The following is a 22,192-nucleotide window of genomic DNA, read 5'->3' as shown; positions in this document are numbered from 1 at the left end:
GGTCTTTTTTAGTGAATTTTGATATACTTAGAGGAGTTAGTATGATTGAGGGGGTGACCAATTGGCAAAAGGAAAAAAGAAAAGTAAGTCTAAAGCTAGACCTAAGAAAACTAAAAAGAAACAGAAGTCTTTCTTGCTCTTTCCTAAATTTTTCCAAAAGTGGAGTCTGATTTTTATTGGCCTATTTGCCTTATTGGGACTCCTAGCTAGTTTAAATTTTCCAAGGTTGACTATGGAAAAGAACATGACATCTACGGATGAGACGACGGTTGCATTTATTGCCGAGATTGGTGAGACGTCGCGCTATTTGGCAGCTAGAAATGATCTTTATGCATCTGTTATGATAGCTCAGGCCATCTTGGAATCTGACTCTGGACAATCTACTTTGAGTCAGAAGCCGTCCTATAACTTCTTTGGGATTAAGGGGGACTACAATGGTCAAAGTGTGACCCTACCGACCTGGGAGGATGATGGTAAGGGCAATCCTTACTATATTGATGCGGCTTTTCGTTCTTATGGTTCTGTGGAAAATTCTTTACAGGACTATGTGGATTTCCTTGAGGGAAGCTACTATGTAGGGGTGCACCGTTCCAATACTAAGAATTATAAGGATGCGACAGCTGCCCTAACAGGGGTCTACGCTACGGACACAACCTACGGAGACAAATTAAACAGCATCATTGAACAATATCAGTTAACCATTTATGACACTTATTAGGGTCGAAGGAGAGTAAAATGAATCAGAACAAAGTGAAACTCATTGCAATAGATATGGACGGAACACTCTTAGATAGCCAAAAAGAGATTCCTGCAGAGAATATTAAAGCTATTCAAGAAGCAGCTGCGGCAGGTATCAAAATTGTCCTTTGTACAGGACGCCCACGTTCAGGCATTCTTCCGCATTTTGAGAAATTAGGACTGAGTGAAGAAGAGTACATTATCATGAATAATGGCTGTTCAACTTATGAGACAAAAAATTGGAAGTTGCTTCAATATGAAAGTTTATCTCGCTCCGAGATGGAAGAACTCTTGCAGGCTTGCGAAGACTTCCCAGAGGTGGCTCTAACCTTTACTGGTGAAAAAACTTACTATGTTGTGGGCGATGAGGTGCCTGAGCTAGTAGCATATGATGCTGGGACTGTTTTCACAGAAGCAAAAGCTAGGAGTTTGGAAGAAATCTTTGCGGAAGGGCAAGTGATTTTCCAAGCCATGTATATGGCTGATTCTGAACCTTTGGATGCCTTCCAAAATGCTGTGCAAGACAGACTTGATCAGAGCTATAGCACAGTTCGTAGCCAAGAATATATCTTTGAAATCATGCCACAGGGGGCAACTAAGGCCAGCGGACTTAAGCATTTAGCGGAAAAACTTGGAATTGCTCCAGATCAAATCATGGCTCTGGGTGATGCTGCTAATGACCTTGAAATGCTTCAATTCGTCGGTCAAAGTGTTGCCATGGGTAATGCTAGTGACGACATTAAAGAGTTGTGTAAGTATGTGACCTTGACAAATGACGAGGCAGGCGTAGCTCACGCTATTCGTACTTGGGCTTTATAAGAAAAAGACCTTTAGCTTCTATCTGCTAAAGGTTTTTCGATTTTGGATAATGGCAATGAGAGTGGTTAGTGTGATGGTAATATCAGTTATGGCAGCGGGGTAGGCCTGAATGGTCAAATCGTAAATCAGCCAGAGTAACATATTTTCAATAATGACCCAGCGAAGCCACTGAAGGTTTCGTGTGATGGCAATGGCTAAACTATAAGAGACTGAAGAGATGATTGGCAGATAGCCAATAAGTCCAAGTTGATTGAGATAGGTTCCTACAATGATTTGAATAACGATGAGGATGGTCAAGATAGTCTTGGTCATCTTCTTTTTGACCATCAAGCTATTACGTATGATGGAAATACTAATGGTTAAAGCACCGGTATAGCCACCCAATAAGAGGTTGGCAATAGCAGTAAAAATGTAGTCGGTAATTTGCCAGACGAGCATTTTATGTTTTGATTTTACAAAAGAGGAAATAGCGACACAGAGAGCTCCGATGGCTGAGAATACTTGTGCTAGAAGATAGATTGTCATGGTATAACTTTCAATTTTTTGTCTCTATTATATCACAAGGATTCAAGATATTTTCATCTCTATTTTAGGATTTACAAGGCTAATATGTTAGCGTTTACATTAGAAAATGATATAATAAAAGTGTAGAAGAGATTGTTCCCTTAAAAGTAGAGAGAACCTGATGTTTCCTTATAATATAGGCCCTATCTTTACTTTTTATGAAAGACTAGAAATGAGGAAATGATTATGAAAAACAAATTTTCCCAAGCAATCGTGCTTTCAATGGTTACCCTTTCCTCAATGGCTTTGCTGACGGCCTGTTCCAGCCATAAGGAATCGAGTTCAGCAGATAAGACGCCTAAGAGTAGCCAGGTGACCTCATCAAGTAGAGTTAAATCATCCAATAAAGATAGTGGTAAGACCAGCAAGCCTAGTGCTAAAGTCAAGGAGTCTTCTGGTTCAAATACTGAATCTTCAAGTGCACCAAGTAGCAAAAAGTCTTCTGCACCAAGTTCAAGCAGTAGTCAGGCTCAGTCATCATCTTCAAATAGTTCATCAGTTCCCTCAAGCAGTCAGTCACAGGCTCCTAAATCTTCAAACGAGAATCAATCTTCAGCGAGTCAATCCCAAGCGCCAAAGAGCTCAAGTGATAGTCAAGCTTCAAGTAGTCAATCTAGCAGCCAAGCTCAAGCTAAAACGGATACGCAAGTGACCACTGTAGATATGGATGTGAGTGCGGTAGCGCGTGGTCAGTTTGATAGTATTGCCGGAACTTGGAAGTCTAGTGATGGCAGTCGTCTGGTCTTTAACAATACTAGCCTAGTAGGAGATATTACTGCCCAAGGTCAAGCGACAGTTCACAATTATGTGCACCCGAAAGATAATTATCAAGAGGGTTCAGGTAAGTATGATGCCACCCTCTCAAGAGATAGAGGAGACACTTCTGGTATTGTTGGAGATATTAGCTTTGTCTCTAAAAAGGCAGCTATTTCTGGTCCAAGCTACGAACAGGATACCATTCAAGTAACCAGTACTGGTGGAACAAAGGTCTACTTAAAAGAATCAGATAATATGACGCTACCTAAAGACGTGACAGTTACTGACAATCAACTTCCAATTGATGGTGGCATAGCAGAATCTGGCAGCTACAAGCTTACCAAACGTACGGCTGTCAAAAATACTCCTAGTGATAAGGCTCCAGTTGAATTTTACTTAGAAGCAGGTGATCAGATTAACTTTGATATGAAGGTTACTCAAGATGGTCATAGTTGGATTTCTTACATCAGCTATAGTGGTGTTCGCCGTTATGTTCAAGTGGATTAATTGAGATATCTAGAAAGGTCAGATTTTCTTCTGATCTTTCTATTATTTTGGGGAAAGGTCTTGTTAATTCCTTAATAAATAGATACAATAGAAAGGTCGGTTTTACCGAAAAATTTTAAATAATGAGGACAAAAATGTGTCAGTAAATTGGCAAGATATTGCGTTTTCTTTCCTCGGTGGTTTGGGGCTTTTCCTCTTTAGTATCAAGTACATGGGAGATGGTCTTCAACAAGCAGCCGGAGATAAGTTGCGTTTTTACATCGATAAGTATACTAGCAACCCGTTTTTAGGGGTTTTGATTGGTATTGTCATGACGGCCTTGATTCAGTCGAGTTCAGGGGTTACCGTTATTGTCGTCGGTCTGGTTTCGGCAGGGCTTTTAAGTCTTCGTCAGGCTATTGGTATTGTCATGGGGGCAAATATCGGTACAACCGTAACTTCCTTCATGATTGGTTTCAAGCTTGGTGACTATGCCCTTCCAGTGATTTTCCTGGGGGCTGCGCTTCTCTTCTTTACAAGCAATAAGAAGCTCAATAACCTAGGTCGTATCTTGTTTGGTGTAGGGGGAATTTTCTTTGCCCTTAACCTTATGGGAGATGCGGTAGAGCCTTTGAAGTCAGTTACAGCCTTTAAGGACTACTTGGCAACCTTGGGTGATCGCCCAGTCATGGGGGTTATCATCGGTGCTGGCTTGACCATGTTGATTCAATCGTCAGCAGCGACTATCGGTATTCTTCAGAGTCTCTACTCAGGTGGTTTGCTTGACCTGCAAGGTGCCCTTCCAATCCTCTTTGGGGATAATATCGGAACAACAATCACAGCGGTTCTAGCAGCTCTTGGTTCAAACATTGCTGCTAAACGTGTGGCAGGGGCTCACGTCCTGTTCAATGTTATTGGGACGGTCTTGTGTTTGATTCTCTTGGTACCATTCACAGCCTTGATTCAATGGTTTAAGTCTGTACTTGGATTGACACCTGAGATGACCATCGCCTTTGCTCACGGTACTTTTAACATTGCAAATACTATTGTTCAATTCCCATTCATCGGACTCTTGGCTTACCTTGTAACTAAGATTATTCCTGGTGAGGACGAAATTAACAAGTACGAAGCGCTTTACTTGGACCGTTTGCTTATTACACAAGCACCAGCTATTGCCCTTGGTAATGCTAAGAAAGAATTGGTACACTTGGCGTCATACGCCATCCAGTCTTTGGAAGCTTCCTATGCTTTCTTTGCTAAGGGAGATGAAAAATACTTCGATAAGGTTGAGAAGTATGAAACAGCAGTTAATAGTATTGACGAAGAGTTGACAACTTACTTGATTGACATCTCTAATGAATCTCTTAGCGTTTCTGAGAATGAAGTGTTGGCAAGTGTGCTTGATTCTGTTCGTGACTTGGAGCGTATTGGTGACCTTGCAGTTGCAAGTGCAAACCTTTCACAACACATTCATAATAAGGGAATTGAATTCTCCGATACTGCCAAGGCTGAACTTGCGGATGTTTATAACCGTACTCACCGCATCGCCCTTGATAGTATCCGTGTGGTTGTAGATGATGACAAGGTACTTGCAGGTCAAGTTATCCTTCGTCATGAAGAGCTGGAAAAACTTGAAAAACAATTGCGTAAAACACATACCAAACGTCTTAACAATGGTGAATGTACTGCGCAAGCAGGTATCAACTATGTTGATTACCTCTCACATTACACACGTATCGCAGACCATGCGATTAATCTTGTTGAAAAGGTTACAGAAGGTGTGATTTAATAGAGAAAGTCGAGAAAAATTCTCGGCTTTTTTGATATAATGAAAGCGTATTAAGAATATAGAAAAATGATGAGAGGTGGTCCTATGACCTATTATATTTCAGCCAAACGTTTTTACTTTGAAAATAAAATCAAGGAAGGTGGCTACCTAGCGGTTGAGGATGGTCGTTTCGGTGATTGGTCGGAAAAGGTACCAGAAGGTGCAGAAGTACTGGATTACAGTAATTATCAGATTGCTCCGGGTCTTGTGGATACTCATATTCATGGATTTGCGGGGTATGATGTCATGGATAATTCTGAGGAAAGTCTTCTAGGTATGAGTCAAGCCCTGCTTTCAGCAGGTGTGACCTCTTTCTTACCGACAGCCCTAACAGCGCCATTTGAAGAGTTAAAGGCTATTTGCCAAACTACAGCTAATACGGTTGGTAAGGAGACTGGTGCCAAAATTCAAGGGCTTTTCTTTGAGGGACCTTATTTCACTGAAACCTATAAGGGGGCTCAAAATCCTAAATACATGGGCAATCCAAGAGTGGAACAATTGAAGGCATGGCAGGAGGCAGCTCAAGGAAAATTGATTAAATTGGCTCTTGCCCCTGAACGTGAGGGAGTAGCTGAATTTATCCAGGAAGCAACCAAGCAAGGTGTAACTATTGCTCTAGGTCATTCCAATGCCACATATGAAGAAGCGATGGCAGCAGTGGAAGCCGGGGCGTCCGTTTGGGTCCACGTCTATAACGGAATGCGTGGTTTTACGCATCGTGAGCCTGGTATGGTTGGGGCAGCCTTCGATAGTCCAGAAACGATTGGTGAGCTGATTGCAGATGGTCATCACGCGGTCCCTGCAGCTTGTAAGGTTCTTATCAAGCAAAAGACACCTCAAGGAGTTGCCCTTATTACGGACTGTATGTCAGCGGGAGGACGTCCGGATGGCGACTATATGCTAGGTGAACTTCCTGTCATCGTCGAAAATGGTACCGCCCGTCTCAAAGAAGGTGGTAATCTAGCTGGATCTATCCTTCAACTTAAAGACGGTGTCAAACATGTGGTTGATTGGGGACTTGTGACGGTTGCCCAAGCCTTACAAATGGCAACTAGTGTTCCAGCTAAATCGGTTGGGCTTGAAAAGATTTGCGGAAGCCTAAAAGCAGGTCTACCAGCTGATTTTATCGTCTTAGATGACTCCTTGGACTTACAAGCAACCTATGTTGATGGGAAAAAAGGTTGGGGAAAATAAGAGAATAAGTAGCACTTTCTTATGAAGGTGCTGCTTTTAATTGATTTTTACAAAGGTGTCAGAGTAGTGTAAAATAGAAATACTTTATATTTTACAGGAGGTAATATGTCAAAACGTATTTGGAGCATTGCTCTGGCCTATGTCGGTGTAATGATTGGTGCAGGAGTATCTTCAGGACAGGACCTCTTACAGTATTTTGTTAGTTTTGGAGCCTGGGGGTTGATAGGTGTCATAGTTCTAGGAGTTTTGCATGTTGGCTTTGGGCGACTCATGATTGCTTTGGGAAGTTATTACCGCTCAGACGATCACTCAGTAGTCCTGGCAGAAATCAGTCATCCTGTGATTTACCGTATTTTGGATATCGCTTTGATTATCACTTGTTTCCTGTTTGGTTTTGTGATGACAGCAGGTGCAGGGGCTAACTTAAACCAACAGTTCGGCTTTCCGATTTGGGTAGGTGCTTTCCTTTGTACAGCTCTGACTATCTTTGTGAGTTTCCTAGATTTCAAAAAAATCATCGGTGTTATTGGAGTTTTTACCCCTATGATTTTGGTTATGATTGCTATGATATTCGTGACCAATGTTCTAGGGCGTCACTGGGATTTTGCTGAGATGGATAAGGTATCGCAAACCATTCAATCTCCTTTTCCGAGTATTTGGCTGTCTGTGGTTAACTATTTTGCCGTTTGTGTTATGTCAGCCATAGCCATGGCCTTTGTGATGGGTGGCTCTATTCTCAAAATCAATGAAGCCGAAAAGAGTGGAGCCTGGGGAGGATTTATGGTTGGTGTGATTTTCTTTGTCACAACCTTGATTCTCTTTGCTAACAGTGATAAGATTGCTAGCTCAGATGTTCCTATGTTGGCTATCGCTAAGGAAGTGAACCCTATCTTTGCGACGCTCTACGCTTTAGTGATTTTTGGTTTGATTTTTAATACCGTCTTTAGTCTCTACTATGCCCTTGGTAAACGCTTTTCAGCAGGTAGTGATAAACGCTTCAAGTTCTTCGTGGCTGCATTTACCCTTGCTGGTTTCGCTATTTCCTTCATGGGCTTCCGTCAACTGGTAGCGGTTATGTATCCTATTATTGGTTATTTGGGAATGCTGATGTTGGTTGTGCTGGTTGTGGCTAGCTACCGCAAAAAAGCCAAAATTCGTAAGGAAAAGGAAATTCTAAATCATCTCTTGTCTATCGTTGAGAAGTCTTATGATCTCAATCAAGACTTAACCCATCAGGACAAGAAAAAGGCCAAAGAACTTCGAGAAGCCTCAATTATTGATAATGACATTCTCCGTGAAGATAGCCATGCACATGTTCGTCAGGAAATGGGGATCAGTAAGAAGGATTAGAATTTTATTTTACAAGTTTCCCTATTTCTGCTATAATACTGACAAGAAAGAAGGGCTTATGGCGTTTTTCTAGCGAGCTTGGGATAGTGAAAGCCAAGTAGAGCAAAGTAGGCAAGTGGCGCTTTCTCTCAGCAAAGAGCTGAGTACAACAGATAAAATGAAGTAATAAATTAGGGTGGAACCGCGTTTCTGACGCCCCTAGGTCAAACGACTTAGGAGCAGAGACACGGTTCTTTTTGTATCCTGAGTCATAAGAAACTTTATGAATAAGGAGTAAATAATGTCTAAAAAACTAACCTTCCACTGCGTCAGTGGCAGATATCTCCTTATAGTCGGACTGCCCCACGCTCAGCACTAGGGTGCCTGAGCTAGACGCAGTACTAACTCGTCTTGCCTCGTATAATCGACGAGGCATACTCATGTCGCAAGAAATTATAGAAAAAGGAGTAAATAATGTCTAAAAAATTGACTTTCCAGGAAATCATCCTTACTTTGCAACAATACTGGAATGACCAGGGTTGTATGCTCATGCAGGCTTATGATAATGAAAAAGGTGCGGGAACAATGAGTCCTTACACCTTCCTTCGTGCTATTGGTCCTGAGCCATGGAATGCGGCTTATGTAGAGCCATCACGTCGTCCAGCAGATGGACGTTACGGGGAAAACCCAAACCGTCTTTACCAACACCACCAGTTCCAAGTGGTTATGAAACCATCACCATCAAACATCCAAGAACTCTACCTTGAGTCATTGGAAAAATTGGGAATCAATCCTTTGGAACACGATATCCGTTTCGTTGAAGATAACTGGGAAAACCCATCAACTGGTTCAGCTGGTCTTGGTTGGGAAGTTTGGCTTGATGGTATGGAAATCACTCAGTTCACCTACTTCCAACAAGTTGGGGGATTGGCAACTGGTCCGGTAACTTCTGAGGTCACTTACGGATTGGAACGTTTGGCTTCTTACATCCAAGAGGTAGATTCTGTTTACGATATTGAGTGGGCTCCAGGCGTTAAATACGGAGAAATCTTCCTTCAACCAGAATATGAACACTCAAAATACAGCTTTGAAGTTTCTGACCAAGATATGCTTCTTGAAAACTTCGAAAAATTTGAAAAAGAAGCAGGACGTGCTTTGGAATTGGGTCTTGTTCACCCAGCCTATGATTACGTTTTGAAATGTTCACACACTTTCAACTTGCTTGATGCTCGTGGAGCAGTATCCGTTACAGAACGTGCCGGTTATATCGCCCGCATCCGTAACTTGGCCCGTGTCGTAGCCAAAACCTTCGTCGCAGAACGCAAGAAACTCGGTTACCCACTTCTTGACGAAGACACACGCGCCAAACTCCTAGCAGAAGAGGAAGAATAAAAAAGAGTTACAAGAATGGAAAATGGGCAAACAAAGTGAGCCCACATGGCTACCCAGAGGCAAGTCGAAGACTTGCTAAAGGGATAGGCACCGCCGTACTGGTATATGGGGATTTTTGAAACGTTAGGTTCAAAAATCAGTTGGCTAAATCCACTTTGAAGAGACTGTTGGAAATCGCTGTCAAGGAGACATAAGATTTCCCTACAGCCTCACAAAGTTAGTTAGCGACGTCCCCAGTACCTAAGGTGCCTATCAAAAAGAAGAAGATGTAAAGGAAAAAACATGACAAAAAACTTATTAGTAGAACTTGGACTTGAAGAGTTGCCAGCCTACGTTGTCACACCAAGTGAAAAACAACTCGGTGAGAAAATGGCAGCCTTCTTGGATGACAACCGTCTTTCATACGAAAGCATTCAAACCTTCTCAACGCCACGCCGTTTGGCCGTCCGTGTGATTGGTTTGGCTGATCAACAATCGGATTTGACCGAAGATTTTAAAGGACCTTCTAAGAAAATCGCTTTGGATGCAGATGGAAACTTCTCAAAAGCGGCTCAAGGATTCGTCCGTGGGAAAGGCTTGACGGTTGATGATATCGAATTCCGTGAAGTCAAAGGTGAAGAGTACGTTTATGTCACTAAGCACGAAGCTGGAAAACCAGCTAAAGAAGTTTTGGCTGGCGTTCCAGAAGTGCTTGCTTCATTGACCTTCCCTGTCAGCATGCACTGGGCTAACAACACCTTTGAATACATTCGCCCAGTTCACACCTTGACAGTTCTTTTGGGCGATGAAGCGCTCGACCTTGATTTCTTGGATATCAAGTCAGGTCGTGTGAGTCGTGGACACCGTTTCCTTGGACATGAAGTGGAAATTACTAATGCGGATTCTTATGAAGAAGACCTTCGTACCGTTTACGTGATTGCGGATAGCAAAGAACGTGAAAACATGATTCGTGAGCAAATCAAAGCCATCGAAGCAGAACAAGGTGTTCAAGTTCAAATCGAAGAAGGACTTTTGAATGAAGTCTTGAACTTGGTCGAATACCCAACTGCCTTCATGGGAAGTTTTGATACTAAGTATTTGGATGTTCCAGAAGAAGTCTTGGTGACCTCAATGGAAACGCACCAACGTTACTTTGTTGTACGTGACCTTGATGGTAAACTTAAACCAAACTTCATCTCAGTCCGTAATGGTAACGCTGAGCACTTGGAAAATGTTATCCGAGGAAATGAAAAAGTATTGGTTGCACGTCTTGAAGATGGTGAATTCTTCTGGCGTGAAGACCAAAAACTTAAGATTGAAGACCTCGTTGCTAAATTGGCGAACGTAACCTTCCATGAAAAAATTGGTTCTTTGTCTGAACACATGGCCCGCGCTGGTGTCATTGCAGCGTCACTAGCTGAGCAAGCTGGTTTGACTGCTGAAGAAACGGCAGCCGTCGCTCGTGCAGCTGAAATCTACAAATTTGACCTCTTGACTGGTATGGTCGGAGAGTTCGATGAATTGCAAGGAATCATGGGTGAAAAATACGCCCTTCTCGCTGGTGAAGATGCTGCAGTAGCGACAGCTATCCGTGAGCACTACCTTCCTGATTCAGCAGATGGTGCCCTTCCAGAGACTAAGGTTGGTGCTATCCTTGCGCTTGCAGATAAATTGGATACCCTCCTTTCATTCTTCTCAGTTGGCTTGATTCCATCAGGTTCAAATGACCCTTATGCGCTTCGTCGTGCAACACAAGGGATTGTTCGTATCTTGGATGCCTTTGGTTGGCACATCCCTATGGATGAGTTGATTGACAGCCTTTACGGACTTTCATTTGATAGTCTTTCATATGATAATCAAGCAGAAGTCATCAACTTCATCAAAGCGCGTGTGGACAAGATGATGGGACGCACTTCAAAAGATATCAAAGAAGCCGTTCTTGCTGGTTCAAACTTTGTCGTGGCTGATATGCTTGAAGCAGCTGACGCCCTCTCAGAAGCTGCTAAGGCTGATGGTTACAAAGCAGCTGTTGAGTCACTTTCTCGTGCCTTCAACTTGGCAGAAAAAGCAGATGCTGCAGTAGCAGTCGATGCCAGTCTCTTTGAAAATGATCAAGAAAAAGCTCTCGCTAAAGCGATTGAAGAGCTTGAATTGACTGGTTCAGCTAGTGATAAATTGGCTCAACTCTTTGCTCTTAGCCCAGTCATCGATGCTTTCTTTGACAATACTATGGTTATGGCAGAAGATGAAGCGGTTAAAAACAACCGTTTGGCCCTTCTTGCAGGTCTTGTAGCGAAAGCTAACGCTGTTGCAGCCTTCAACCAATTGAACACAAAATAAGTACCTGGTAACAGGTAGAAAGTAGGTTTTATTATGACACCTGAAAAAATCGCTCGAATCAATGAGCTTGCTAAAAAGAAAAAAACAGAAGGTTTGACTCCAGAAGAAGAAGTGGAGCAAGCAAAACTTCGTGAAGAATACATTGAGGGCTATCGTCGCTCAGTTCGTCACCATATCGAAGGAATTAAAGTGGTTGACGAAGAAGGTAACGATGTGACACCTGAAAAACTACGCCAAGTGCAACGTGAAAAAGGCTTGCATGGTCGTAGCCTTGATGATCCTGAATCATAATAACGATGTACAAGGGTTTGGAATTTTTCCAAGCCCTTGTTTTGAAGTATAAAATTCTGAATATTCTGTATAAAAATTGACCAATTATTTCAAAAATGGTAAAATATAAGTTATGTTAAAAAATGGCATGATTAAATGAGTCGTGCTCAATAGAATTGGAGTGAAAAAAATGTCGCAAAATCAACATCATAAAGACGACGACAACCAAACTGAGAATGGGATGGTGCGTGGTCTTCAAAACCGTCACGTCCAGCTGATTGCCATCGCTGGTACAATCGGTACAGGTCTCTTCCTTGGGGCGGGGCGTTCCCTTTCCCTAACAGGACCTTCAATCATCTTAGTATATATACTAACTGGTATCTTCATGTATCTTATGATGCGAGCGATCGGTGAGATGCTCTATATGGATCCTGACCAGCACACCTTTATCAACTTTATTACCAAATACCTTGGTAAGGGCTGGGGATTCTTCTCGGGTTGGTCTTACTGGGTATCACTGATATTCCTCGGGATGGCAGAAATTACGGCCGTATCAACTTATGTCCAATATTGGTTCCCGAGTTGGCCTGCCTGGCAGATTCAGATTGTCTTCTTGATTATCCTGAGCTCGGTTAACCTGATTGCGGTTAAGATTTTCGGGGAAGTGGAGTTTTGGTTTGGGATGATCAAGATTATCACCATTCTTGCTCTTATCGCAACAGGTATCTTCATGGTAGCAACCAACTTTGAAACGCCTGCTGGACATGCTAGCCTTGCCAATATTACACATGGCTTCCAGATGTTCCCTAAAGGTTGGGTAAGCTTTGTTATGACCTTCCAAATGGTCTTCTTTGCCTACCAAGCCATCGAATTTGTAGGGATTACAACATCGGAGACAGCAAATCCACGTAAGGTCTTACCAAAGGCAATCAAGGAGATTCCGATTCGTATTGTCATCTTCTATGTGGGTGCCCTCATTGCCCTCATGGCTATCTTCCCATGGCAAAAACTTCCAGTTAATGAATCACCGTTCGTAACGGTCTTCCAAATGGCTGGTATCAAGTGGGCAGCAGCCTTCATTAACTTTGTTGTCTTGACAGCAGCGGCGTCATCATTGAACTCAACGCTTTACTCTACAGGTCGTCACCTTTTCCAAATTGCTAAGGAAACACCAAATAGTAAAGTCATGAAAGCTTTGAAGCTAGATACTTTGTCACGTAATGGTATTCCTTCACGTGCCATCATTGTTTCAGCCATTGTAGTATGTGTTTCAGCCTTCATCAATGTCTTGCCTGGTGTATCTGATGCCTTCGCTTTGATTACCGCATCATCATCAGGGGTCTACATTGCCATCTATATCTTGACTATGCTTGCTCATCTCAAGTACCGTAAATCTCAAGAGTTTATGGCAGATGGATTCCTTATGCCAGCCTACAAGATTCTTAATCCATTGACTATCCTTTTCTTTATCTTCGTCTTTGTTTGTCTCTTCTTGCAAAAGTCAACAGTTGTCGGAGCTATTGGAGCAGCCATCTGGATTGTCGTATTTAGTATCTATAGTAACTGGAAACACAGTAAATAAATCAATTTAGCTCACCTTTATGGTGGGTTTTTTGTTGCAAAAAAAGGACACAAGGTGTCCCAGTGATTAGTTATGCAATACTTTCTTGGTTTCCGTGGTGAAAGAAACTACCTAAGAGGCCCTTGCTACGATGGAAAATAGCAGGCTTATGATCGTTGTGTGAACGACCATTAACATCAAGTTTAGCCCATTCAAGAGCCTGGTAGGCATTTCGGTCTGAAACTGTAGATGTTCCAATATAGCTATAGATGCCTGCCTGAGCAAGAATAAACCCTTGCAGTTGGCGAATATGCTCATCATTGAGGGCTTCGGAAAAATGAATCTTCACGGTCTTATAAGTTAAAGCTTGGACAGACTCGACGATTGGTGACTCTGCTAAGAGGTGCAAAAGTTCTTGATGCTTAGTAAAGTACTTATCATAGTCCATTGGAAGAATGATAGTATGGGCAATCCAATCTTCCAAGTTGGCTTTGGCTTTTTTACTGAGACCCCTTACTGTAATACTGAGATCATCTATATTGAAAGGAAGCTGATCGATGTGAGCAGTGTTTGAACCATATGCCTTTCTGAAAAGCGGTGTACTTGATAGAATATGTCCAGTAGGAGAAATAATAGCCAAGGCAGTTTCCTTGGTTTGGTAACCAAGCTCGTGGCATTCCATGCTAGCGTATGTGTCTTTAAATTCAATAATTGCTCTTGTTTTCATCGTGTAACTCTCTTTCTGTTAGTTTATAAACTAACAATAGTTTATCATGACTTATAATCTTGGTCAAGATTTTACCTTCAAAAACAAAAAATATTTTTGTAAGGGTTTGCAAAAATTTTTGAACTCTGATAAGATAGAATCACAGCAAAAGGATTGTTACTGGTCAGCAGGCAAAACCTAGATAAATACGAAAAACTAATGGGAGTAGTGTATGCTCATCCCAATTGGTTCTTGGTATTTATTTAGGTTTTTTTCGTTGAAAAAGCCTCAAAGAAAACTAGAATCCTAGACAAGAAAGGAGCCCTTATGGCTAAATATACTGAATTAGCTGAGGACATTCTCAAACACGTTGGTGGTAAGCAAAATGTCAATAGCTTAAAACATTGTGTGACACGTTTGCGCTTTGATTTGAAAGATGAGTCTAAAGCAGATGATGACTACCTTAAGAACCGTGATGGTGTTGTTACTGTTGTTAAGGCAGGTGGTCAATATCAGGTGGTTATCGGTAACCATGTCCCTGATGTTTATGCGGAGGTTCTCCAAGTTGGCGGTCTTCCAGCAGGTGGTAGTCTTGATATTGATGAAGGTGATGCGCCTAAAGGGAATCTTTTTGACCGCTTTGTATCTTTGGTTTCAAGTATTTTCCAACCTTTTCTTGGACCTTTGGCTGCAGCCGGGATTATCAAAGGAATAGTTGCTATCATGGCAGCTTGTGGCTTGTCAGCTGCAACGAGTCCTATGTATGTCATCTTTAATGCAGCAGGAGATGGTTTCTTCCAGTTCTTGCCAATCTTAATTGCTTTGACATCTGCTCGTCGTTTCAAGGTTAATGAGTTTACAGCTATTGCGATTGCAGCGGCACTTGTTTATCCTGATATTGCTACGCTGGTGACTGCTCTTCAGAAAGCTGGTCAAGGTCATGTTCTAGGAGTTATTCCATTTGCGCTTCCTGCAGGTGGCTATCTCTCAACTGTAATGCCTTCTATCTTGGCCGTTTGGGTGGCTTCATACATTCAAAAATTCTTTACCAAGATTACTCCAGATGTCATTAAAGTCTTCGTAGTGCCTTTCTTTACATTACTCATTACTGTCCCATTAACATTCTTGGTGGTAGGACCAGTTGCCAATACTTTCTCTGATGGATTGACAAGCCTTTTCCAAGCAATCATGAATTTTAGTCCGATTGTCTTTGGTCTTATACTTGGTATTTTGTGGCAAGTCTTGGTTATGTTCGGAATGCACTGGGCACTTGTTCCCCTTGCTATCTTAGATGTGGCAACAAACGGAAGTTCTACTATTCTTTCAGCGGCTATCCTTCCATGTTTCACGCAAACAGGTGTGTTGGGAGCTATCATGCTTAAAACGAAAGAAGAAAAAGTCCGTACCATCTCTATGCCAGCCTTCATTTCATCTATTTTTGGGGTTACAGAACCTGCTATCTATGGGGTAACCCTTCCAATGAAAACGCCATTCTACATTTCATGTGGTGTTTCAGGACTTATGGGGGCTGCCATGATGGCCCTAGATATTAAGACGTATTCAATAGGTGGTCTGGGTGTCTTTGTCTTCCCAAGCCTTATTGGACCTGACGGTAATCTTTCTAAAGTTATCATTGCCATTATCATTGCCATTGTGGGTGGTGTTCTTGCCTTCCTTATCCAACTCTTTGTACGAGTACCAAATCTATACGGTGGTGGAGTAGCTAAGGTTGAAGAAAAAGCTGAGGAAGCTGCACCTGCTCCTAAAGAAATTCAACAAGAAATCATTGCTAGCCCACTCATCGGGAATGTCGTACCACTTGACCAAGTGCCTGACCAAGTCTTTGCTTCAGGAGCTATGGGTAAAGGTATCGCTATTGATCCTACCGATGGTGTTGTTGTTGCACCAACTAAGGCAACGGTGAATTTAGTCTTTCCTACTGGTCATGCGATTGGTTTGACAACTGAAAATGGTGCAGAGCTTCTCATCCATATTGGTATGGACACTGTTTCTCTTGCTGGAAAAGGGTTCAAGACCTATGTGGAAGCAGGGGATGTCGTAGAAGCGGGTCAAAAACTTATAGAATTTGACCTAGCAACTATCCGAGACGCTAAATTACCAGTTATCACACCAGTCATTGTAACCAATACAGCTGACTTTGATGATGTCTTAACAACTAAAGAAGCTCGTGTTAACACTGGTGATTATCTCCTTACCGCTGTTAAATAAAAAAGAAATCCGAGAATCAACTTCTCGGATTTTTGTTTATTTGAATTTGTAGTCTTTAACGACTTCAACGGAATTAACCGTTACATTCTCTTTTGGTTTACTGTTGTCATCGACTTCAAGGTTAGCGATGGTATCAACGACATCCATGCCTTTGATGACTTGTCCAAAGACAGTATATTTAGTATCACCAGCTGGGTAACCGCCTTTTTTGTAGGCGTCAATGATAGGTTTTGGATAGCCGGCATTTCCTAGTTGCTTGCTTTGATCGTCCTTGTTTTGAACAATGTAGAATTGGCTGCCGTTTGAATTTTTAGCACCAGTATTGGCCATAGCAAGTGCGCCACGGATGTTGTATAGGAATGGTGTAGGCTCAACAGCGAACCCTTTCTTCCAGATAGATTCTCCGCCAGTACCGTCACCCTTAGGGTCACCACTTTGAATCATGAAGTCCTTGATTACACGGTGGAAGGTAAGCCCATCATAGTATTTGTCCTTGGCATGCTTCAAGAAGTTTTCAGAAGCCTTAGGAGCAAGTGTAGGGAAGAGTTTGACTGTGATATCCCCCTTTGAAGTGTGGAGGATAACTTCAGCTTCGTCCTTACCAACCTTGTCTGACAACTGTGGAAAGGCATTTTTTCCAGATTTTTGAGCCTTTTCTAATTGTTTAGTGAATATCTTGTTATCAACGTAGGCATCTCCACGAACGGCGCGTGAGATGTTCTCTCGATAAGCAAAACCTAGTCCGGCGATAATAAGTACAATAATTAATGGAATGTACTTTTTAATGTTTTTCATATATAACTCCTTTGGTGCATTATACCTACTATTGTAGCAGAAAAAAACCTTTTGGGAAACGGTTAACAGAGGTCTTTAAATATGGTAGAATGGAACTATCAACAAGAAAATGAACATGGGACTAGATATAGGGAAAGGTTGCCTCAAGTTGTAAAGTGAGGTCGGACTTTTTAAGGGACATATGCTACTTGCTCTTATCAGAGAGAGGTGTCTAGATCCTGACTATAGAAAACTTCACCAAGTCGAAGGGACCTCTTGTTTAGATTTCTTGATAAAAGGAGATTTTTATGTCAACTAAAGCAGAATGGGCTGAACTCTTTGAGTCGGTACATGGGCGTAAGCCTAGCCCCCAAGAATTTTTGGATGCTAAAGCAGCTGACTTTGATACAAGTGCTTTGGCTGCTCAAGCAGCATCTGTAGAAGCACCAGCTAATGAACCTGTCGCTGAAGAAGTGCCAGCAGCACAAGTCGTTTCAGATACTGAGGAATTCGCTCAAGATGACGACATCGCTGATGTTGCTGAAACAGCTGAAGATGCTGTCGCAGAACAAGCAAGCAGTGTATCACCATTTGGAACAGCAGACTTTTCGGAAGCACCTGCGCAACAACCAACACCACAATTTGATTCAAGCATGTTTGAAAAGGCCTCTATCCCTACAGCTCAAGGATTTGGAACTGTACCTAATCCAGTCGATAGCTCAGCGGATAAACCACTCTTCAACCTTATTTTGCCAATCGTTGCGATTGCTCTTGCAGTAATCTTTGCCATCTTGGCATGGTTTGTCGGTCCTGCTTGGCTCTTCATTATTTTGACAGTGCTTGCAGTTGCTGTAGCAGTGGTTTCACTTATCTTCAGTCTTAAATCAAGCAAGAAATTGCTCTCAATCATCGCAACAGGTGTTGCTGGCCTTATGCTCTTTGTGTCTATTGGTGGTTTGATTTTCCAAATGTCTCAAAATTCTAGTGATAGCACAAGCTCAAGCAAGACATCAAAAGTTGCTGATAAAGATGATGATGACAAAAAAGATGATGACAGCGATTCAAAATCAGACTCAAAAGGTGATAGCACTGACGTCAACGATTACATTGACAAAAATGCTAAATTTGACTGGAATGAATCTAAGTTCAAGAAGTTGAAAGCAGGTAAGGATACCGTTAAGTCTATCATCAAGACTTATGGTAAGGCTTCTGATGCACAAATCTCTGGCGATGAGATGAAGTTGAATTACTCTGGTAAAGACTATGGTGAAAGTGTTTACCTAAACTTTAAGAAACAATATGACGGTACATTTATCTTGTCATATGCTTCAGGTAGATTCCCTCAAGATAAGGTTGAAGTTGATCGCTCTTACAAAGCTGACTGGACAAAAGAACAGTTTGATGCTCTCACTAAGGGTGATTACACTGATCCATCAAACGGTACGAAACTTGAAGATATCGTTAAGGATCACCCTAAAGCTTCAAGTGCAGAATACACAATCTCAACATCTCGTCAAGGTGAATTCAAAAAAGAAATGAGCATTTCTTATAGTGACTATGAGGCTGGAGATGGTAAACTCAAGAGTGTTTACTTGTCATTTGATACCAAAGAAGATGACGATACGTTCTACCTTACTTATAAATCAGGTCCAGATGGCGAGGATTAATTAAGGAACAGGAGGGGAGACCTTCCTGTTTTTTCTTGATAAAAGGAGAAAACTATTGAGATTTTTAAATTATACATTCGAGCAAAGTCAGTCTCTTGTCACTAAGGAGACCGTAGAAAAGCTCAATCAAAAAGGAAGCTGGAAACGATTTATTGGCTTGTTTATTACTTCAATTGTTATTTATTTCTTCTCTATTATCACACCCATGTTTATAAAAGGATTGACGCTTGATCAAAATCTAACATTTTCTTGGATTCAGTGGCCTATGATTCTCTTGTATTTAGTCATGTATCTGGTCTATCTGCTCTTTTCAATAAAGCACAGAAGAAGCCCGATGAAATTAAAATTTTGCACCTACTTTTACATGGTGGTCTTACTCGCTATCTTTACAGTATGTGCTGGTATAATGATGATGACACGACGAAATATTGTCAGCATACTATCGGGTGCTATGTTTCTTCTTTCCATTTATTACTTGATTCGAACGGTTCCCCGTAAACTGACAGAAGCCGTTCAAAATCAGACAGAGTTTAGCCCCATGGTAGCTCTTATAACTGAAAAGATTTCAGATGGCTTGGTCTTTTTAGGTGGGACAGGGATTACAGGTGCCCTTGTGCTGTTTGACCGCTCCACTGGAAGTGACACTAGAGGGAGCATTGATGCGGTGTTGATGCCTATCATGCCTGCCATATTTGTCTTTGCGACTTATGTCTTTTCCATTGATTTGCTACGAGGTTATTACCTTTTTAAATATTCTGAACAATATAGAGAGCAATTTGGCTACTCAGCTAAGGACTGGTATGGCGAGAAGTCGAAGGAGTATAGGAGGATGCAGGGTTAAGTTGTGGTTAAAGTAATGTATGAAATTGATGGCAAAATGCTTGAAGTTAAAACAATTTTAAACCGTATTGGAGGATAAAATGGAAAAACAAATTAATGAAAAAATTCGTGAGATTGCTCAGAGTATTAATGAAGAGGGGAAAAATGAGTATATCTACAATCTCTATATTCCAAAGCAATATAATTTTCCTAATAATACTGAAATTATAGATATTGAAAAAATAATTGAACAAATTAAAGGGAATCTTCCAAATCAAGGGGTAATCTTAAATGACTAACATAACATTTTCACAAGTTCAAAAGAGTTTTCACAAGAAGTTGGTGTTAGACATTCCTGATTTTCAAGCGGATTCAGGTGAAATCTTCTCCATCGTTGGTGGCAATGGTGCCGGGAAGTCGACTTTTATCAAGCTCTTGGCAGGGATTTTTTTGCAGGATAAGGGCGAGGTTCGTGTTCATGGCGTTTCTAATCGCTCCAAGAAAATCCACTCGCTGGTCAAGTTTGTCTTGGAGAGCGGACAGGGATTGTACAGTTATTTGACAGCTATGGAAAATCTTCATTATTTTCTAGGATTGAATGGGATTGCCTTGTCTCATATCAAGGCAGAGGTGGATGTCTTGTGTGACCAGCTGGCTTTTACCCCTTATAAGGACACGCTGGTTTCAGAACTGTCCCAGGGCAACCGTCAGAAATTGACCTTAATCTTAGCTTTAGTACAGAAACCGAAAGTACTCTGTTTGGATGAGCCGACTAATGGGCTAGATTTGCTGGCAAAAAAACAGCTGATGACTCTTTTACAGGATTATGCTCGTCACCATCAAGCCAGTATTTTTATCACCAGTCATGATGCTAGTTTTATCGAGAAGGTCAGTACTCGGGTGGTGGTAATTCAGGAGGGGCGGCTTTATCGTGAAGGAACCTTTGAGGAGATTTTTGGTAATGTCCACCAGCATGAAGTCTATCACTTGCTGTTAGATAAGAGTGCAGAAAGTGTACTGAAACAAAGATTCCCTGAGCTGGACTACAAGGTGCTTGATGGTGGGATTTCGGTAGAGACCAGAAATTCAGACCTTAATCGGCTATTGCTAGAAGAAACGGAAGTCTTGCAGTTCGCCCGAGAACCTGCCTCTTTGGAAGATTTGCTGTATGAGGTGCTCAAATGATGCTAGCAGCGATTGGGCGAGAGTTTAGTCGCCAACTCAGTGAATACAAACAGTTCAAAGTCAATCTTCTCTTTGCCAATCTGGGAATTTTCTTTCTGGTTACGGGTTTTCTGAACTATTTTGACAGTCAGCAAGATACTTTTGAGCTGTTTATCTTGCTTTTTACTTGGTATTTTTCTAGCCACAGTATCACTCATCCGACCTATTTTATCGAAGATGAGATTGCAGACCGCACCATTATCAACGTGATTCAGAGTCGGAGGAGCATCTTTGGCATGCTTTTTATCAAAATTATCGTACAGATTTTGTTGGACTTGGTCAAGGCCATTCCTTTGTTTTGCTTGGTTGCCTTGGTTCAGCAGATTGCCTTTCCTACTGACTGGGTCGATACATTTGTTACCTTTCTTCTGTCCTTTGTGGTTATTGCGTCCCTTTATGGTCTAGGCTTTCTCTTTGCCAGTTTTTCCTTTGTCTTTACAAAAATTTCCAGTATTACTAGCCTCCTTGCTTACGGGATTCTCTTTTGGGTTGGTTTTCAGGAACAATCGAGTCATTTGATTGCTACTTTAACTCGTTTCTTGCCTTTCCATCTCTTGGTGAGTTTTATCCGCCAGCCAAGTTGGTTCGTTCTTTTATTATTACTGGGATACGGTTTGATTTACTGGCTCTTGGGTTACTTGTGCTTTCAAACTTGTTTGACCTATGCCAAAAAGAAGGGAAGTTTGTTCCATGTATAATGAAGTGAAGCGATTTTATCTCTTTCGCAGGAGACGCTGGGCGGATACCCTGTTTGACACCCTCTACCACGTCATTTTCATTCTTGGTTTTTATAGCCTTTTGAGGGGAAATTCTGACTTTCAGTTGTCCTATTTCTATTATTATTTCATCTTGACCCATGTGGTTTCCTTGGGAAATGAAGAGTTGGAGTACGAGATTCGGTCTGGGCAATCTTTTGGCACCCAGTATGCTTTGCAATCAGTGTATAGAATTTACCTGCAACGAGCAGTGGTTTACTTTGTTTGGTTGTCTTTGATCTTCTGGATTGCTCTGCTTTTGATTCATCAGGGTTTACCAACTCACTTTTCTTTGAAGGTCATCAGTTTCCAAGGACTGTTCGTGGTACTGATTGGTTTCCTGATTTTCCTCGGCTATTATCTTGTCATGGTTCGACTGACTATCCGCTTCCAACGAATTTCAGTCTTGGTAGATTTTCTAAACACCGTGCTCTTATTCTACTCAGGACTCGTCTTTCCAGTGGTGAGTTTTGGGAATTTGAAGAAATTATTTGATGGGATTATAAGAAATTAAGGATTCTTTTTCAATGCAGAGTCCTTTTTCTATTGAAATCTTCTTTTAATTCCTATCCTCTGAGACGGTGAAGGTGATATACTCCCACTTACAGTGGACAGTGAAAATACTATAATTCACTAGAAGTGAACTGCCCCAAAAAGTGTGACAGAGAAAATCAAACTTTAGGATGCAGTTTTTTTTCGACTTTCATCCATTTTCTATGAGATAGCTTGTCACTTAAGCACCTAAGGCAGTCTAAAAAAATT

General features: G+C 41.6%; 20 protein-coding genes. 17 read left to right on the top strand and 3 right to left on the bottom strand.

What is annotated here, in order from left to right; translation table 11 throughout:
- Positions 1–61 precede the first annotated feature (61 nt).
- Positions 62–718 carry a glucosaminidase domain-containing protein gene (locus ADH51_RS08695; RefSeq protein ID WP_002886075.1) on the top strand — a complete coding sequence of 219 codons (657 nt, stop codon included), beginning with the start codon at positions 62–64 and terminating at the stop codon, positions 716–718.
- A 17-nt stretch (positions 719–735) separates the two neighbouring features.
- Positions 736–1,557, top strand: coding sequence for a Cof-type HAD-IIB family hydrolase (locus ADH51_RS08690; protein WP_002885966.1), 822 nt, complete (start codon positions 736–738; stop codon positions 1,555–1,557).
- A gap of 18 nt (positions 1,558–1,575) precedes the next feature.
- On the opposite strand, the gene ADH51_RS08685 is transcribed toward ADH51_RS08690, so the two are convergent.
- On the bottom strand, positions 1,576–2,082 hold the full coding sequence (locus ADH51_RS08685; protein WP_037605533.1) for a YgjV family protein: 507 nt from the start codon (positions 2,080–2,082) through the stop codon (positions 1,576–1,578).
- Positions 2,083–2,307: 225 nt separating this feature from the next.
- On the opposite strand from ADH51_RS08685, the gene ADH51_RS08680 reads away from it, so the two are divergent.
- The 8 genes from ADH51_RS08680 (at position 2,308) to ADH51_RS08645 (ending at position 13,277) form a co-directional block, all read left to right on the top strand.
- Positions 2,308–3,384: an SH3 domain-containing protein gene (locus tag ADH51_RS08680; protein WP_048676183.1), complete on the top strand. Its 1,077-nt coding sequence runs from the start codon at positions 2,308–2,310 to the stop codon at positions 3,382–3,384.
- A gap of 136 nt (positions 3,385–3,520) precedes the next feature.
- Positions 3,521–5,152, top strand: coding sequence for a Na/Pi cotransporter family protein (locus tag ADH51_RS08675; RefSeq protein ID WP_004183038.1), 1,632 nt, complete (start codon positions 3,521–3,523; stop codon positions 5,150–5,152).
- Between the two features lie 84 nt (positions 5,153–5,236).
- Entirely contained in the window at positions 5,237–6,385 is a 1,149-nt protein-coding gene (gene nagA, locus ADH51_RS08670; protein WP_048676412.1) for an N-acetylglucosamine-6-phosphate deacetylase, read from the top strand.
- A gap of 105 nt (positions 6,386–6,490) precedes the next feature.
- On the top strand, positions 6,491–7,735 hold the full coding sequence (locus ADH51_RS08665) for a membrane protein (protein ID WP_048676180.1): 1,245 nt from the start codon (positions 6,491–6,493) through the stop codon (positions 7,733–7,735).
- 453 nt (positions 7,736–8,188) lie between these two features.
- A complete protein-coding gene (glyQ, locus tag ADH51_RS08660) occupies positions 8,189–9,106 on the top strand; it encodes a glycine--tRNA ligase subunit alpha (RefSeq protein ID WP_048676176.1) in 918 nt (305 codons plus the stop codon).
- Between the two features lie 282 nt (positions 9,107–9,388).
- Positions 9,389–11,425, top strand: a complete 2,037-nt coding sequence (gene glyS, locus ADH51_RS08655; RefSeq protein ID WP_048676174.1) for a glycine--tRNA ligase subunit beta — start codon at positions 9,389–9,391, stop codon at positions 11,423–11,425.
- Between the two features lie 33 nt (positions 11,426–11,458).
- Positions 11,459–11,716 (top strand): DUF896 family protein, encoded by a 258-nt coding sequence (locus ADH51_RS08650; protein WP_002886085.1) that lies wholly within the window; start codon positions 11,459–11,461, stop codon positions 11,714–11,716.
- 169 nt (positions 11,717–11,885) lie between these two features.
- Entirely contained in the window at positions 11,886–13,277 is a 1,392-nt protein-coding gene (locus ADH51_RS08645) for an amino acid permease (protein WP_048676171.1), read from the top strand.
- Positions 13,278–13,347: 70 nt separating this feature from the next.
- On the opposite strand, the gene ADH51_RS08640 is transcribed toward ADH51_RS08645, so the two are convergent.
- Positions 13,348–13,983, bottom strand: coding sequence for a hypothetical protein (locus ADH51_RS08640; protein ID WP_048676168.1), 636 nt, complete (start codon positions 13,981–13,983; stop codon positions 13,348–13,350).
- A gap of 306 nt (positions 13,984–14,289) precedes the next feature.
- On the opposite strand from ADH51_RS08640, the gene ADH51_RS08635 reads away from it, so the two are divergent.
- On the top strand, positions 14,290–16,191 hold the full coding sequence (locus ADH51_RS08635) for a beta-glucoside-specific PTS transporter subunit IIABC (protein ID WP_048676165.1): 1,902 nt from the start codon (positions 14,290–14,292) through the stop codon (positions 16,189–16,191).
- A 36-nt stretch (positions 16,192–16,227) separates the two neighbouring features.
- On the opposite strand, the gene ADH51_RS08630 is transcribed toward ADH51_RS08635, so the two are convergent.
- Complete coding sequence (locus ADH51_RS08630; RefSeq protein ID WP_048676162.1) at positions 16,228–16,986, bottom strand: peptidylprolyl isomerase; 759 nt, start codon at positions 16,984–16,986, stop codon at positions 16,228–16,230.
- Positions 16,987–17,273: 287 nt separating this feature from the next.
- Here ADH51_RS08630 and ADH51_RS10140 point away from each other — a divergent pair, with 287 nt between their 5' ends.
- The 6 genes from ADH51_RS10140 (at position 17,274) to ADH51_RS08600 (ending at position 21,944) form a co-directional block, all read left to right on the top strand.
- The gene (locus ADH51_RS10140) at positions 17,274–18,632 is read left to right on the top strand and encodes a hypothetical protein (RefSeq protein ID WP_048676160.1); all 1,359 of its coding nucleotides are present in this window, start codon (positions 17,274–17,276) and stop codon (positions 18,630–18,632) included.
- A gap of 334 nt (positions 18,633–18,966) precedes the next feature.
- Positions 18,967–19,473 (top strand): hypothetical protein, encoded by a 507-nt coding sequence (locus tag ADH51_RS10235; RefSeq protein ID WP_239682187.1) that lies wholly within the window; start codon positions 18,967–18,969, stop codon positions 19,471–19,473.
- 79 nt (positions 19,474–19,552) lie between these two features.
- Positions 19,553–19,750, top strand: a complete 198-nt coding sequence (locus ADH51_RS10335) for a hypothetical protein (RefSeq protein WP_048676153.1) — start codon at positions 19,553–19,555, stop codon at positions 19,748–19,750.
- On the top strand, positions 19,743–20,636 hold the full coding sequence (locus ADH51_RS08610; RefSeq protein ID WP_048676150.1) for an ABC transporter ATP-binding protein: 894 nt from the start codon (positions 19,743–19,745) through the stop codon (positions 20,634–20,636). The genes ADH51_RS10335 and ADH51_RS08610 overlap by 8 nt, the downstream gene beginning before the upstream one ends.
- Positions 20,633–21,373: a hypothetical protein gene (locus ADH51_RS08605; protein ID WP_048676147.1), complete on the top strand. Its 741-nt coding sequence runs from the start codon at positions 20,633–20,635 to the stop codon at positions 21,371–21,373. The genes ADH51_RS08610 and ADH51_RS08605 overlap by 4 nt, the downstream gene beginning before the upstream one ends.
- Positions 21,366–21,944: a hypothetical protein gene (locus ADH51_RS08600; protein ID WP_048676144.1), complete on the top strand. Its 579-nt coding sequence runs from the start codon at positions 21,366–21,368 to the stop codon at positions 21,942–21,944. Before ADH51_RS08605 ends, ADH51_RS08600 begins: the two co-directional genes overlap by 8 nt.
- Positions 21,945–22,192 lie beyond the last annotated feature (248 nt).

The sequence above is a fragment of the Streptococcus sp. 449_SSPC genome (genome assembly GCF_001073005.1).
Taxonomy (GTDB): domain Bacteria; phylum Bacillota; class Bacilli; order Lactobacillales; family Streptococcaceae; genus Streptococcus; species Streptococcus salivarius_F.
This window is presented reverse-complemented; position numbering and strand designations above follow the sequence as displayed.